The 14,119-nt window shown below is 68.8% G+C and carries 13 protein-coding genes; 8 read left to right on the top strand and 5 right to left on the bottom strand.

Going from position 1 to position 14,119, the window contains the following annotated elements; translation table 11 throughout:
* Window positions 1-10 precede the first annotated feature (10 nt).
* Window positions 11-1,069, bottom strand: a complete 1,059-nt coding sequence (locus ACOZ38_RS39735) for a dihydrodipicolinate reductase (RefSeq protein WP_424536067.1) — start codon at window positions 1,067-1,069, stop codon at window positions 11-13.
* Window positions 1,070-1,286: 217 nt separating this feature from the next.
* On the opposite strand from ACOZ38_RS39735, the gene ACOZ38_RS39730 reads away from it, so the two are divergent.
* The 7 genes from ACOZ38_RS39730 to ACOZ38_RS39700 all read left to right on the top strand — a co-directional run bounded on the left by ACOZ38_RS39730 (window position 1,287) and on the right by ACOZ38_RS39700 (window position 9,868).
* Window positions 1,287-2,183, top strand: a complete 897-nt coding sequence (locus ACOZ38_RS39730; protein ID WP_424536066.1) for an SDR family oxidoreductase — start codon at window positions 1,287-1,289, stop codon at window positions 2,181-2,183.
* 247 nt (window positions 2,184-2,430) lie between these two features.
* On the top strand, window positions 2,431-3,603 hold the full coding sequence (locus ACOZ38_RS39725) for an ROK family protein (RefSeq protein WP_424537172.1): 1,173 nt from the start codon (window positions 2,431-2,433) through the stop codon (window positions 3,601-3,603).
* 145 nt (window positions 3,604-3,748) lie between these two features.
* A complete protein-coding gene (locus ACOZ38_RS39720; protein WP_424536065.1) occupies window positions 3,749-5,257 on the top strand; it encodes a sugar ABC transporter ATP-binding protein in 1,509 nt (502 codons plus the stop codon).
* The gene (locus ACOZ38_RS39715; RefSeq protein WP_424536064.1) at window positions 5,254-6,315 is read left to right on the top strand and encodes an ABC transporter permease; all 1,062 of its coding nucleotides are present in this window, start codon (window positions 5,254-5,256) and stop codon (window positions 6,313-6,315) included. The genes ACOZ38_RS39720 and ACOZ38_RS39715 overlap by 4 nt, the downstream gene beginning before the upstream one ends.
* 172 nt (window positions 6,316-6,487) lie before the next feature.
* Window positions 6,488-7,546, top strand: a complete 1,059-nt coding sequence (locus ACOZ38_RS39710) for an ABC transporter substrate-binding protein (RefSeq protein ID WP_424536063.1) — start codon at window positions 6,488-6,490, stop codon at window positions 7,544-7,546.
* Between the two features lie 15 nt (window positions 7,547-7,561).
* Window positions 7,562-8,746 (top strand): Gfo/Idh/MocA family protein, encoded by a 1,185-nt coding sequence (locus ACOZ38_RS39705; RefSeq protein WP_424536062.1) that lies wholly within the window; start codon window positions 7,562-7,564, stop codon window positions 8,744-8,746.
* A gap of 114 nt (window positions 8,747-8,860) precedes the next feature.
* A complete protein-coding gene (locus tag ACOZ38_RS39700) occupies window positions 8,861-9,868 on the top strand; it encodes a sugar phosphate isomerase/epimerase family protein (RefSeq protein ID WP_424536061.1) in 1,008 nt (335 codons plus the stop codon).
* Between the two features lie 45 nt (window positions 9,869-9,913).
* Here the strand turns inward: ACOZ38_RS39700 and ACOZ38_RS39695 are convergent, their stop codons facing one another.
* The 4 genes from ACOZ38_RS39695 to ACOZ38_RS39680 all read right to left on the bottom strand — a co-directional run bounded on the left by ACOZ38_RS39695 (window position 9,914) and on the right by ACOZ38_RS39680 (window position 13,244).
* Complete coding sequence (locus ACOZ38_RS39695) at window positions 9,914-11,350, bottom strand: AAA family ATPase (protein WP_424536060.1); 1,437 nt, start codon at window positions 11,348-11,350, stop codon at window positions 9,914-9,916.
* Between the two features lie 75 nt (window positions 11,351-11,425).
* Entirely contained in the window at window positions 11,426-12,511 is a 1,086-nt protein-coding gene (locus ACOZ38_RS39690; protein ID WP_424536059.1) for a Zn-dependent alcohol dehydrogenase, read from the bottom strand.
* Window positions 12,512-12,535: 24 nt separating this feature from the next.
* Window positions 12,536-12,730, bottom strand: coding sequence for a ferredoxin (locus ACOZ38_RS39685; protein WP_405141359.1), 195 nt, complete (start codon window positions 12,728-12,730; stop codon window positions 12,536-12,538).
* A gap of 37 nt (window positions 12,731-12,767) precedes the next feature.
* Window positions 12,768-13,244 (bottom strand): pyridoxamine 5'-phosphate oxidase family protein, encoded by a 477-nt coding sequence (locus ACOZ38_RS39680; RefSeq protein WP_424536058.1) that lies wholly within the window; start codon window positions 13,242-13,244, stop codon window positions 12,768-12,770.
* Between the two features lie 148 nt (window positions 13,245-13,392).
* On the opposite strand from ACOZ38_RS39680, the gene ACOZ38_RS39675 reads away from it, so the two are divergent.
* Window positions 13,393-14,037, top strand: coding sequence for a class I SAM-dependent methyltransferase (locus ACOZ38_RS39675; protein WP_424536057.1), 645 nt, complete (start codon window positions 13,393-13,395; stop codon window positions 14,035-14,037).
* The last annotated feature ends 82 nt before the right edge of the window (window positions 14,038-14,119 follow it).

Here is a 14,119-nt window from a genome sequence, read left to right as displayed (position 1 = left end):
GCGCGGGCGATCAGGCCAGGCGGGTGGCTCCGCGGCCCGTGGCGAGGGGGAGGTCGAGCAGGGTGCGGATGCCGGGCGGCGCCGCGCACACCGAGGCGATGGAGTTCACGGCGTGCGCCGCGGCGCCCGCCAGCCCGTGGGACACCTCGTCGATCGTGATCATCATCTGCGGCCGGCCCTCGATGTGGATGGCGAAGCCCGGCGCGGGCCACCGCTCCACCTTGGCGGCGTCGGCCTTGTAGACGCACTCCACCGTCATGAACGGCCTGCCCTTGATGAGCCCGGAGAAGATCCACCGCGAGGCGCAGACCGTGCCGGGCCGTACGACGCCCGCGGCGATCTCGAACTCCTCGGTCGCCAGCTCGTACTCGTCGGTCTCCTCGACCTCGTCCAGCCTGACGTCGAGCGCGCTCGCGACGAGCTGGACGCTCTCGGAGAACAGCGCCCGCTGGACGTTCCTGAACGGGCGCACGGCCACGGCGTAGTCCTTCGGGGCGCGGCCGAACCCGATGAGGTCCATGACGATCTGCCGCGAGGGATGGCCGAGGAAGTCGGACGACTCGCGGACGTAGATGTGGTCGAGCCGAGAGGACAGCCCGGTGAGGGTCAGCGGCAGCAGGTCGCTCATGAACCCCGGGTTGATCCCGGTGCCGTACACCGAGGTGCCGCCGGCCAGACAGGCGGCCTCCAGGCGATCGACCACCGCGGGGCCGTACACCTGCGGGTAGATGAAGCCCGTGGTGGTGATGACGTTCTTGCCGGCGGCCAGGAGCGCGCAGACCGTCTCCAGGTCGGCCGCGTAGTCGCCGCCGAAGTAGGCGGCGGGGAGCGGCATGTGCAGGACGCAGTCGGCCTCGGCCGCGATGACGCCGTCGAAGTCGTCGACGCAAAGGATGCCCGTCTCGGGCAGCCCGACCAGTGCCCCGGCGTCCAGCCCGACCTTGTCGGGGTCGTAGACGAGCACGGCGGAGAGCTCGAACTCGGGACGGGTGATGACGCTGCGGAGCGCATAGCTTCCGACGGCCCCCGTGGCCCACTGGACCACGCGGAGGGGCGGCTGTGCGGGCATGCGGGGCCTCCAGCCCGGGTTCCGGGCGGGGCCGTGCAGAGATAGGGGTCGACGCTGACCCACGCCCATGCGAGGCGGAAACTATAGCAGAATACAACTCTTCTGATCACTATCCGCAACGTCACACGGCGTGTCCCCGAACCGGGCCTGGGTGCGGAGGGCGCCGCGAGCTATTGTGTGATCACTAGAATCTTATTCTCCTCGAAGGGTGGGCGGCATGCCAGAACTCAGGTTCGACGGGAAGGTCGCGGTCGTCACCGGCGCCGGACAGGGGCTCGGCCGGTCGCACGCGCTCCTGCTCGCCGAGCGTGGCGCGAAGGTCGTCGTCAACGACGTCGGCGGGTCGCTCGACGGCGCCGGAGCCTCCAGGGGGCCCGCGGCCGACGTCGTGGAGCTGATCGTCAAGAACGGCGGCGAGGCGGTGGCGGACGCGAACAATGTCGCGACGCCCGAGGGCGCCGAGGCGATCATCCAGGGCGCCCGCGACGCGTTCGGCCGCGTGGACATCCTGGTCAACAACGCCGGCATCCTGCGCGACAAGTCCTTCGGCAAGATGACCGTCGAGGAGTTCGACGCCGTGCTGGCCGTGCACGTCCGGGGGTCCTTCCTGGTCAGCCGCGCGGCGTTCCCGCACATGAAGGAGCAGCGCTACGGGCGCATCGTCAACACCTCCTCGCCCGCCGGGCTGTTCGGCAACTTCGGCCAGGCCAACTACTCCACGGCGAAGATGGGGCTGGTGGGCCTGACCAAGACCCTCGGCATCGAGGGCGCCCGCGCCGGCATCAAGGCCAACGCCATCGCGCCGATCGCCTGGACCCGGATGACCGAGGCCCTGCTCCCCGCGGAGTTCGAGGAGAGGTTCACCCCCGGCAGGGTGAGCCCGCTGGTCGCCTTCCTCGCGCACGAGAGCTGTGAGACCTCCGGCGAGGTCTTCAGCGTCGGCGCGGGGCGCGTCGCCCGCGTGTTCGTGGCCGAGGGGCCGGGGTGGCGCACCGACGACCTGACCATCGAGGCGATCCGCGACAACTGGGACGCCATCCTCACCGAGCAGCCCTACGTCCAGCCGACCACCCTCGGCGAGCAGGCCAGTGCCTCCATGAAGGCCATGCTCTGACCCCCTGACGGCCCGGTGGTCCCACCGGAGACCTTCCGGCGGAACGCCCCCGTAACCGCATGATCATCGCAGCCCGGCGCGGCTCCGCGATGATCATGCGGTTCGCGTATGTGGGTGAGTTGCGCCACCGGCTTTCGTTTATAACGGCGAAAGTTATGAATTGTCATCTAAAAGGGCTTCCCGAAGCAGCGGAAGTGAACTAGCTTCGGCCTCACATCACTCCGATCCCGGAGGCTCTGTGAAGCGCATGCCCGTACGGCCTGACAACGTCCACCAGGCGACCCTGCTGCGCCTGCTGCGAGACGGCGGCCGGTCGCGAGCGGAGCTCGGGGACGTCGTCGAGCTGTCCCGCTCGAAGCTCAACCTGGAGCTCGACCGCCTGATCGAGATGGGCCTGGTCGAACAGGCCGGGCTGGCCGCGTCCCGCGGAGGAAGACGGTCCGGCATGGTCCGGCTGTCGCCCCACATGAGGTTCGTCGGCATCGACATCGGCGCCACCTCGGTCGACGTCGCGGTCACCAACGGCGAGCTGGAGGTGCTCGGCCACGTCAGCGAGCCCTGCGACGTCCGCATCGGACCGGCCGCGGTCCTCGACCGGGCGATGGAACTCCTCGGCAAGCTGCGCGAGCAGGGCCTGTACGCCCAGCTCCACGGCGTCGGAATCGGAGTGCCCGGCCCTGTGAGCTTCCGGGAGGGGGTCCCCGTGGCACCGCCCATAATGCCCGGCTGGGACCGCTACCCGATCAGGGAGGCGCTCAGCCAGGAGCTCGGCTGCCCCGCCATGGTCGACAACGACGTCAACCTCATGGCGCTGGGCGAACTGCACGCCGGGCTCGCGAAGCAGGTCGACGACTTCCTGCTCATAAAGATCGGCACCGGCATCGGCTGCGGCATCGTGGTCGACGGCAAGATCTACCGGGGTGTCTCAGGCAGCGCCGGCGACATCGGCCACATGCGGGTCGACGACCAGGGGCCGACCTGCACCTGCGGCAACACCGGGTGCCTTGAGGCCTACTTCGGCGGCGCGGCGCTCGCGAGGGAGGCGGTCAGGATCGCGCCGCGGTCGGCGTACCTCTCCGAACGCCTCGCCTCGGTGGGAAGGCTCTCCGCCGAGGACGTGGCCGCCGCCGCGACGCTCGGCGACCCGGCCGCGATCCAGCTCATCCGCGACGGGGGCCGCCAGGCCGGACAGGTGCTCGCGAGCCTCGTCAGCTTCTTCAATCCGGGCCTAGTGATCGTCGCGGGAGGAGTGGCCCGTCTGGGCCATGTACTACTCGCGGAGATCAGGAGTGTCGTGTACCGGAGGTCGCTGCCCCTGGCGACCGGAAACCTCCCCATCGTGCTCTCCGAGTTGGGGGACACGGCGGGGGTCATCGGGGGCGCCAGGCTCATCAGCGACCACGTCTTCTCCGCTCCGTGAACCCAAACATCCGATCTTTTGCGGGCTTTTGAATCATGTTTGCATCGTTCCGTTGCCTACCTGCCTCACACCTCCGATCTATGAAACACTCATGATGGCTCCAGACCCTCAGAACCCCCCTCTCGATCCACTTTCCGGAGGCCCTGTGAGCGACCTGCTGGTCATGCGCGGGATCGTCAAGCAGTTTCCCGGCGTCCGCGCCCTGGACGGCGTGGACCTCGACGTCCGCGCCGGCGAGGTCCACTGCCTGCTCGGTCAGAACGGCGCGGGCAAGTCCACCCTCATCAAGATCCTCGCTGGCGCCCACCAGCCGGACGAGGGCACCGTGACCTTCGGTGGCGAGGAGGTCCGCTTCGCCGGGCCCATCGCCGCCATCAAGTCGGGCATCTCGACCATCTACCAGGAGCTCGACCTGGTGGACGGCCTGTCGGTGGCCGAGAACATCTTCCTCGGCCACGAGCACGCCGCGTTCGGCTTCACCCGGCGCGGTGAGATGAACAAGGCCGCCGCGGAGCTGCTCGGCAGCCTCGGTCACGGCGAGATGCGCGCCACGACCGAGGTCGGGCGCCTCTCCGCGGCCGGGAAGCAGATCGTCAGCATGGCGCGGGCGCTGTCCCACAAGACGCGGCTGATCGTCATGGACGAGCCGTCCGCCGCCCTCGCGCACGACGAGGTCGGCAACCTGTTCCGGGTCATCAGGGACCTCACGGCACAGGGGGTCGCGGTCGTCTACATCTCCCACCGGCTGGAGGAGATCCGCGAGATCGGTGACCGCGTCACCGTGCTCAAGGACGGCAGGACCGCCGCCGTCGGGCTTCCCGCCCGCGAGACGCCGACGTCTCAGGTGGTGTCGCTGATGACCGGCAGGGACGTGGAGTACGTCTTCCCGCCGCGTCCTGCCCCCGGATCTCACGACAACCGCCCCGAGGTGCTGAAGGTCGAGGGTCTCACGCTCCCCGGCCGCTTCACCGACGTCTCTCTGACGGTGCGGGAAGGCGAGATCGTCGGGCTGGCGGGACTGGTCGGCTCAGGACGCTCGGAGATCGTCGAGACCGTCTACGGAGCACGCCGCGCCTCCTCGGGACAGGTCGTGCTCGCGGGCGAGCCCGTGCCTCCCGGCAGCACCTCCAAGGCCGTACGGCTCGGCATGGGTCTCGCGCCCGAGGAGCGCAAGTCCCAGGCCCTGCTGATGAACGAGAGCGTCGCGCGCAACATCACGATCGCGGGCCTCAGCAAGTACGCCAAGTTCGGCTGGGTGGACCGCAAGGAGGAGAGCGCCTCGGCCGCCCGCCTGGCCGAGACGGTCGACATCCGGCCGGCCGATCCCCGCCGCCCGGTGCGAACTCTCTCGGGCGGCAACCAGCAGAAGGCCGTCTTCGCCCGATGGCTGGTCGAGGACCGCAAGCTCCTGCTCCTCGACGAGCCCACCCGGGGCGTCGACGTCGGCGCCCGGGCCGAGCTGTACGCCGTGATCCGGCGGCTCGCGGACGAGGGCGTGGGCGTGCTGCTGGTCTCCAGTGAGGTCCCCGAGGTCCTCGGCCTCGCAGACCGGGTCCTCGTGCTCCGCGAAGGCAAGGTCATCCACGAGTCGGACGCACGAGAACTCGACGAACCCCGGGTTCTAGACATGATCATGGAAGGGAGCGCGTTGTGACGGACGCACGCGCCTCGGGTGGCAGCACCCCGCAGAGCACCCAGCCGCCCGCCGACGAGCATCACCGCGTGGAGGAGCAGGCGCGAGCCGCCCAGCCCGCGGGGCCCGGCGTGCTGAGCAGGGTCGGGCAGGCGCGCCACCTCGGCCTCGTCGTGGCGCTGATCCTCCTGGCCGTGGTCGGCCTGGTGACGAGCCCCGAGAACTTCGCCACCTCGTCGAACATGGTGAGCATCCTCGCGCTGGCCTCGACGATCGGCGTCATCACCGTCGGCATGACCTTCGTCATCATCGGCGGGGGCATCGACCTGTCGGTCGGCGCGGTCATGGCGCTCGCCTCGGTGTGGGCCACGACGCTCGCCACCCAGGCGTACGGGCCGGTCGTGATGGCGATCTGCGCGATCGTGGTCGGCACGGGCGCGGGGCTGGTCAGCGGCTTCCTGATCTCCTACGGGAGGATGGTGCCGTTCATCGCCACGCTCGCCATGCTCGTGGCGGCGCGCGGTCTGGCCCAGCGGATGTCGGACCGCAGGACCCAGCTCGTCGGCCCGGACAACAGCGCCATCGTGGACCTCTCGACCACGCGCGTGTTCGGCCTGCCGCTGCTGGTCTACATCTTCGCGCTCGTGGTCGCGGTCGGCTGGCTCGTGCTCAACCGCACGACCTTCGGCCGGCGCACCTACGCGGTCGGCGGCAACCCGGAGGCCGCCCGGCTCGCCGGAATCAACGTACGGCGTCACACGATGATGCTGTACGCGCTGTCCGGCCTGTGCTGCGGCATCGCCGCAGTGATCATCATGGCCCGCACCACCACGGGCTCCAGTACCCACGGCGACCTGTACGAACTGGACGCGATCGCCGCGGTCATCATCGGGGGAACCCTGCTCACCGGTGGCCGGGGAACCATCATCGGCTCGATACTCGGGCTGCTGATCTTCACGGTCATCACGAACCTGTTCATCCTCAACGGACTCAACACCAGTGACCAGCTCATAGCCAAGGGCCTGATCATCGTCATCGCCGTCCTCCTGCAGCGGCGAAGCCTCGAATCCCGAACGTAGGGCTCGACGGCACGGGACACACAGCAAGGGCTTGACGGCACGTCCGGACGGCCGCGGGGGTTCCGCGGTCGCGTTCGCCGCGCCTAAAAGCCCCCCAGTTCACGAAATTTCGTGAACTGGGAGCCCGTGCCGAGGCCCCGGTAACCCCCCGTACCAGAAGGAGAAAGTCACCATGAACAAGAGCGTCGGCCGGCGAGGGTTCCTCGTCAGCGGAGCCGTCGTCGGCGCAGGGGCCCTCGTGAGCGCCTGCACCAGCAACGAGCCCGCCGCCGCCCCGGCTTCCGCCGCGCCGCAGGCGACCTCGGCCGGTACGGACAACGACCAGCCGGGTACCAAGGTCGTCATCGGTTTCTCCGCCCCTGCGGCGGACCACGGCTGGATCGCGGCCATCGCCAAGAACGCCGAGTCGCAGGCCAAGCAGTACTCCGATGTGGAGTTCAAGCCGGTCGAGCCGACCAACGACATCAACCAGCAGATCTCCGCGGTCGAGTCGCTGATCGCGGCCAAGGTCAGTGCTCTGGTGATCCTCCCGAACGACGGCGAGCAGCTCAACCAGGTGGCCCGTAAGGCGATGGACGCCGGTATCCCGGTGATCAATCTGGACCGGGTCTTTCCCGACAAGCTGTCGTACCGGTTGTGGATCGGTGGCGACAACTACGGCATGGGCGTGGCCGCGGGCACCTACGTCGGAAAGACCCTGAAGGACAAGGGCGTCTCCAACCCGGTGATCCTGGAGATCCAGGGCATCGCGACGCTGCCCCTTACCCAGGACCGCAGCAAGGGCTTCGCCGACGCGCTGAAGACCTACGGGTTCACGGTGACCGCCAAGCAGGACGCCAAGTTCACGGTCGAGTCGGGCACGCAGGTGGCCAGCAACCTGCTGCAGGCGCACAAGAAGATCGATGCCATCTGGAACCATGACGACGACCAGGGCATCGGTGTGCTCGCCGCCATCAAGGAGGCGAACCGCAGCGAGTTCTTCATGGTGGGAGGCGCCGGGTCGGCCAACGCCATGCGCGACATCCAGGCCGACAGTGGTGTGCTCAAGGCCACGGTGACCTACAGCCCGACCATGGCGTCCTCGGCGATCAAGCTCGCGCGGCTCATCGCCCAGGGCAAGGGCCTCAGTGACCTGGTCGAGCAGCAGGTGCCGCAGTCGATCACGCTGGCATCGGAGACCATCACCAAGGAGAACGCGCAGAAGTATCTGCCGCTCGGGTTCGAATCCTAATTCGGGGGTTATTTCGTGAGTGACAACAGGCCGGCGCTCGGGGTCGGCATGGTCGGGTACGCGTTCATGGGACGTGTGCACTCCCAGGCGTGGCGCAGCGTCGGAGCGTTCTTCGACCTGCCGGTCGCGCCGGTCATGGCGGTTCTGTCCGGCAGGTCGAAGGACCGTACGGCCGCCGCCGCCGCCGACCTGGGCTGGGCGGCAGTCGAGAACGACTGGAAGGAACTGATCAAGCGGGACGACGTGGACATCGTGGATGTCTGCACGCCCGGCGACTCACACGCCGAGATCGCGATCGCCGCGCTCGAGGCGGGCAAGCACGTCCTGTGCGAGAAGCCGCTGGCCAACACCGTCGCCGAGGCCGAGGCGATGGTCGCGGCGGCGGAGCGGGCCGCCGAGCGCGGCGTGCGCAGCATGGTGGCCTTCAACTACCGGAGGGTCCCGGCCGTCGCGCTCGCGCGGCAGTTCGTGGCCGAGGGACGGCTGGGGGAGCTGCGCCACGTCCGCGCGCAGTACCTCCAGGACTGGATCGTGGATCCGGAGTTCCCCCTGGTGTGGCGGCTGCAGAAGGACAAGGCGGGCTCGGGCGCGCTCGGCGACATCGGTTCCCACATCGTCGACACCGCCCAGTTCATCACCGGTCAGCGGCTGACCGGCGTGTCGGCCCTCACCGAGACCTTCATCAACGACCGCCCGCTGGCCGACGAGTCCGCCGGGCTCGCGGCGGGCGCGTCGGAGGACGCGGACTCGACGGGCACCGTCACCGTCGACGACGCGGCGGTGTTCATCGGCAGGCTCACCGGAGGCGCGCTCGCGTCGTTCGAGGCGACCCGCTTCGCCACCGGGCGCAAGAACGCCATGCGCATCGAGGTCAACGGCTCCCTCGGCAGCCTGTCCTTCGACTTCGAGTCGATGAACGAGCTGTGGTTCCACGACCACACCCTTCCCGCCGAGGAGGCCGGCTTCCGGCGCATCCTCGTCACGGAAGGGGGGCACCCGTACGCCGGGGCCTGGTGGCCGCCGGGCCACGGGCTCGGCTACGAGCACACGTTCAGCCACGAGGTGAAGGACTTCCTGGAGGCGATCGGCTCGGGCACGAACCCCGCCCCGTCGTTCGCCGACGGCCTGCGGGTGCAGCAGGTGCTCGCGGCCGTCGAGCGGAGCGCTGCCAACGAGAGCCGCTGGACGCCGATCCCGTAGAGGGTTCTCGGGGAACCGGGCCCCGGGAAGTGTTGCCTTCCCCGGGCCCAGGTCTCCAGGATCCCTGATAAGCGAACCCTGCAACCGCTTGTAAGCACGAAGGAGAGCGCGGACATGACGCGACCGATCACCTTGTTCACCGGGCAGTGGGCCGATCTTCCCTTTGAGGAGGTGTGCCGCCTGGCCGGTGAGTGGGGATATGACGGCCTGGAGATCGCCTGCTGGGGTGATCACTTCGAGGTCGACAAGGCGCTGTCGGACGAGTCCTACATCCCCCGCAAGCTGGAGATCCTGGACAAGCACGGGCTGAAGGTCTGGACGATCTCCAACCACCTCGTCGGGCAGGCCGTCTGCGACAGCCCGATCGACGAGCGCCACAAGGGCATCCTCCCGGCGCGTATCTGGGGCTCGGGAGACCCCGAGCAGGTGCGCCAGGCCGCGGCGCAGGAGATGAAGGACACCGCCCGCGCGGCGGCCAAGCTCGGCGTGAACACGGTGGTCGGCTTCACCGGCTCGTCCATCTGGCACACCGTGGCGATGTTCCCCCCGGTGCCGCCGTCGATGATCGACGCCGGCTACCAGGACTTCGCCGACCGCTGGAACCCCATCCTGGACGTGTTCGACGAGGTCGGCGTGCGCTTCGCCCACGAGGTGCACCCCAGCGAGATCGCCTACGACTACCACACCACCGTGCGGACGCTCGAGGCCATCGGGCACCGTCCGGCCTTCGGCCTGAACTGGGACCCCTCACACATGGTCTGGCAGGAGATCGACCCGGTGGGATTCATCCTGGACTTCGCCGACCGCGTCTACCACGTCGACTGCAAGGACGCCAAGGTGCGCTCGGGCGACGGGCGCCGGGGCCGGCTGTCGTCGCACCTGCCCTGGGCGGACCTGCGCCGTGGCTGGGACTTCGTCTCCACCGGCCGGGGTGACGTGCCCTGGGAGGACTGCTTCCGCGCCCTGAACTCCATCGGGTACGAGGGTCCGATCTCGGTCGAATGGGAAGACGCCGGCATGGACCGCCTCGCCGGAGCCCCCGAAGCCCTGACCTTCGTCAAGGGCCTCAACGCGATCACACCCCCCACCGCGTCCTTCGACGCCGCCTTCTCCTCCGACTGACCCGCTACGGCTCGCGCCGCCGACGGTCACGTCTGATAGCGCTGATCATCTCCATGCCGCGACAACGTCGTCGGGTCCCCACACCAGGTCGACGTCCAGACCGGGCGTCACTCCCGACAAGGAGACCACGACGAGTCCACCTGAGTCGAAACCGGGGACCTGGACGGCGGTGTCGCGGAGCTTGGCGAGGTCGTGATCGTCGAACGCCGTGCCGAGCCATTTGATCGAACCGGCGAAGCCGACCCGGCGTGCGATAGGTGACCGGTCCGCGCCGACCAGGTCGACCTCGGGGTCGAACCGGCGGTTCCACCATCCGCCCACGGTCTCCACGTCGTCCCAGGGCAGGCGGCCGGCCACCGCAGCCATCGTCAGCGCCTCCCGTACCACCGGTTCGACAGCGCGGCCGCGCAGGGAGGACCACCGGCGCTCGACGAGGCGGATGGCGGCCTCGGGCTGACCGCGCCGCGACCTTTCGGCCGCGGCGCGGAAGGCTCCGAGGTACAGGCGGAGGTTGTGATCGGCGACACGATAGAGGGCTGGTTTTCCAGGCCGGGTCGACAGCGGCTCATCGACGGCCAGCACCCGTTTCTCTTCCGATAGGCGACGCAGAAGAGGCGAAAGAGAGCCGGACGACAGGGCGCCTTGGCGGCCTCCGGCCGTCGCCGCGATGTTCGTCTGGGTCCTGTCTCCGCTCCCGACCGCCTCCAGCACGCGACGGGCCTGGTCCGGCGTGGGAAACTCGGCGAGCAGGGCGGATTCGGGCACGTTGAACAGCGGGGAAGCAGGGTCGGCGCATTCCTGACGGATGAAGTCCAGGGCAGGAGTGCCGGTCGGCCAGATGCGGAGTATTCCCGGCAGACCTCCGCACGTCAGGTAGGCGTCGATGGCGTCACCGCCGCTCAGGCCAAGCGCGTCGGCGGTCTCAGCGGGATTCAACGGTCCCAATACCATGGCGTCGGCCCGGCCGAAGAACGGCCGATCGTAGGCAGTGAAACGCTCCATCATGTGGAGATCGCTACCGAGTAGTAGCAACAGGACCGGCTTGGTGGACAACAGCCTGTCCCACGCCGTCTGCAGTGCGCCATCGAACAACTCGTCCTGCTCGGCCAGCCACGGTAGCTCGTCGACGACCACGATCGACGGCCCGGAGGGCAGCGCGGATGACAGGACCCGGAATGCGTCTGGCCAGCTTCCCGTGCTCGCCTGCGCGACAGACTCCGGATGGGAAGGTAGCGGGGACTCCCTCAGCTCGGAGCAGAAGGCCTCCACCGACTCCACAGGGGACATGCCTTTGGTGGCGGTGAAGAAGAAGTAGGGCACCTGGGCGCGGTTACAGAACTCCTGGACCAGCCGTGACTTTCCCACCTGGCGGCGACCACGGATCGTGACCGCCGCGCCGCTCCCGCTTGACCGGACTCGTTCCAGCCGCTTGGTGAGAGCGCCAAGCTCAGACGTGCGACCTACGAATCCCGCTCCGGCCATGCCCCTCCTATGTAGACGAAATCTACGTAGATGCAGTCTACATAGGAGGGCGATGCCGGACCCGCGACCTCCAGGTCAGTCGAAGACGACGATCTGGCGGAGGACCTCGCCGCTCTTGAGGGCCGCGACGGCGTCGTTGAGGTCGCCGAGCCTGATGCGGGAGCTGATCATGCTCTCCAGGTCGAGCTTGCCGGCCTTCCACAGGTCGGCGAAGAACGGGAAGTCACGGCGCACGTCGCTGCCCCCGTACAGCGAGCTGAGGAGGTTCTTGCCCTCGAACAGCAGGCTGAAGGCCGACAGGGGCACGATGTCGTCCATGGCGCCCGCGCCGACCACGATGACGTCGCCGCCCCGGCGGGTGGCCTGCCAGGCCGACATGATGGACGCCGACTTGCCGACCACCTCGAAGCCGTAGTCGAACCCCTGGCCGCCGGTCAGGGACCCGATGACCTCCATGAGCCGGTCGGGGGTGCAGGCGTCCGTGGCGCCGACCTTCTTGGCGAGCGCGTGCTTGGACTCCAGCGGGTCGACCGCGAGGATCGTCGTGGCCCCGGACACCCGGGCCCCCTGGATGACCGACAGACCCACGCCGCCACAGCCGATCACGGCGACGGTGGAGCCCGGCCTGACCTTCGCGGTGTTGATCGCGGCCCCCACGCCCGTGGTGATGCCGCAGCCGATCAGCGCCGCGACCTCGTACGGGACCTCGGGGTCCACCTTGATCGCGCCCTGCCACGGGACCACGATCTCCTCTGCCCAGGTGCCGCAGCCGGCCATGCCGAACGCGGGGGTCTCGCCGCCGAAGCGGAACCTCGCCAGGGAGAAGCTCTCCATGACGTAGGTCATGCAGAGGAACGGCTGGCCGACGACGCAGTTCGGGCACGAACCGCAGGCCGGGGTCCAGTTGATGATGACGTGGTCGCCCGGCTGGACGGAGGTGACGTGGTCGCCCACCTCCACGACCTCGCCCGCGCCCTCGTGCCCGGGGATCACCGGCAGAGGCATGGGCAGCACGCCCGACAGCACCGACAGGTCCGAGTGGCAGACGCCGGTCGCCTTGATCTTCACGCGCACGTCCGTCGGGCCCACCGGGGCGAGGGTGAAGTCGTCGCGGATGTCGAGCTTGTCGTCGCCGACGGCGTGCAGTAGCGCGGCTCGCATTGAGGGGACCTCCTTGGGGGACGCCTAGTCTCCCTGGAGGGAGAGGGCGGCTTTCGGGCAGGAACGGACCGCGTGGCGCACGCGGTCGAGCATCTCCGGCGGGGGCTCGGGAAGCAGGACGTTCAGGTTGTCGTCGTCGTCCACTTCGAAGACCTCGGGTGCCAGGCCCATGCAGACGGCGTTGGCCTCGCAGACGTCGTAGTCGACTTTGATTCTCATCGGAGCCCTTCTCGCGTTCGTATGGCTTAAGGCGAGACTAGGCCGAAGCGGGGGTGGCGAGCTTGCGGTGGTCCCACGAGACCACGCGTGTCGGCTCGACGAGATAGGCGACGCGCTTGCGGCCGGTGTGCTCGACGTACCCGCGAAGCTCGTCGGAGGCCTCGTCCTCACCGGCTCCCGTCATCCGCCTGGTGATGTTCATGCCGATGTCCAGCACGGCGTCCGGGGCGTCGATCAGCCGCGCGGTGCCGTAGACCAGGACGCCTCTCAGGTCGAAGTAGTCGTCCCCGGCCTCGACGAGGCAGGTCACCCGAGGATCGCGCCCGATGTTCAGGGTCTTCTGGGCCTTGCCGTAGGTCCAGAACGCGATCTGGCCGTCGACCAGGCCGTAGAACATCGTCACCATGTGCGGTGTTCCGTCCGGGTTGATCGTGCCCAGCTGGAGCTTGCGAGACTCCCGCAGGAACGCCGTCGCCTCGTCGTCGGACATCACTATGCGAGCACGCTGGTTCACGCTGCAAAGTAGAACACGTTCCACCAGGTGGGGCAAGGGCGGTGTGGAATATTGTTCGGCTCGCTTCGATCAAGAAGGGGGCACGGTTCCCGCGCCCCGAGCGTTGATGGGTAGGGTGCACCAGCATGTCCTACACAGGGGATAAATCATGACTCATGGGTCCTTGCCGGCCGACCTGCGCCATGCGGCCGAGCGCGCGAAGGGGTTCATGCCGTCGAACGAAGGGCTTGCGCTGTTCGGCACCGCCCGCGCGTACGGCTCGCTCGGCCCCATCTGCGAGATCGGCACCTACTGCGGCAAGTCGGCGATCTACCTCGGGGCCGCCGCCCGCGAGACCGGGTCGGTCGTCTTCACCGTGGACCACCACCGGGGCTCCGAGGAGATCCAGCCCGGCTGGGCCCACCACGACCCCACGCTGATGGACCCGCGCTTCGGCAAGATGGACTCGCTGCCGTTCTTCCGCGCGGCCATCGCCTCGGCCGGGCTGGAGGACAACGTGATCGCGATCGTGGGGCGCTCAGAGACGGTGGCCCGTCACTGGAGGACCCCCCTCGCGATGCTCTTCATCGACGGAGGCCACTCCGAGGAGCCCGTCACCAAGGACTACGAGGGGTGGGCGCCGCACCTCATGCCGGGCGGCGCGCTGGTCTTCCACGACATCTACCCCGACCCCGCCACGGGCGGCCAGGCCCCCTACCGTGTCTTCCAGCGCGCCCTCTCCTCGGGCGACTACAAGGAGATCAGCACCGAGGGCTCCCTCCGCGTCCTGGAGCGCGTCGCTCCCGTCGCCTAGACGGCGACGGGGCCCCCGGTGGCGGCCGGGGGCCCCTCGCGCTTCTGGGGTAGGGCTGATCAAGGGGGGGTGCTACCCCAGA

The sequence above is a fragment of the Sphaerisporangium viridialbum genome (assembly GCF_049674955.1).
Taxonomy (GTDB): domain Bacteria; phylum Actinomycetota; class Actinomycetes; order Streptosporangiales; family Streptosporangiaceae; genus Sphaerisporangium; species Sphaerisporangium viridialbum.
The sequence above is the reverse complement of the archived record's forward strand: the minus strand, read 5'-3'. Positions and strand labels throughout refer to the sequence as shown.

Coding starts and splice junctions, on each gene's coding strand:
- ACOZ38_RS39735 (WP_424536067.1), bottom strand. CDS start 1,069: ATGCCCGCACAGCCGCCCCTCCGCGTGGTCCAGTGGGCCACGGGGGCC.
- ACOZ38_RS39730 (WP_424536066.1), top strand. CDS start 1,287: ATGCCAGAACTCAGGTTCGACGGGAAGGTCGCGGTCGTCACCGGCGCC.
- ACOZ38_RS39725 (WP_424537172.1), top strand. CDS start 2,431: ATGCCCGTACGGCCTGACAACGTCCACCAGGCGACCCTGCTGCGCCTG.
- ACOZ38_RS39710 (WP_424536063.1), top strand. CDS start 6,488: ATGAACAAGAGCGTCGGCCGGCGAGGGTTCCTCGTCAGCGGAGCCGTC.
- ACOZ38_RS39700 (WP_424536061.1), top strand. CDS start 8,861: ATGACGCGACCGATCACCTTGTTCACCGGGCAGTGGGCCGATCTTCCC.
- ACOZ38_RS39695 (WP_424536060.1), bottom strand. CDS start 11,350: ATGGCCGGAGCGGGATTCGTAGGTCGCACGTCTGAGCTTGGCGCTCTC.
- ACOZ38_RS39690 (WP_424536059.1), bottom strand. CDS start 12,511: ATGCGAGCCGCGCTACTGCACGCCGTCGGCGACGACAAGCTCGACATC.
- ACOZ38_RS39685 (WP_405141359.1), bottom strand. CDS start 12,730: ATGAGAATCAAAGTCGACTACGACGTCTGCGAGGCCAACGCCGTCTGC.
- ACOZ38_RS39675 (WP_424536057.1), top strand. CDS start 13,393: ATGACTCATGGGTCCTTGCCGGCCGACCTGCGCCATGCGGCCGAGCGC.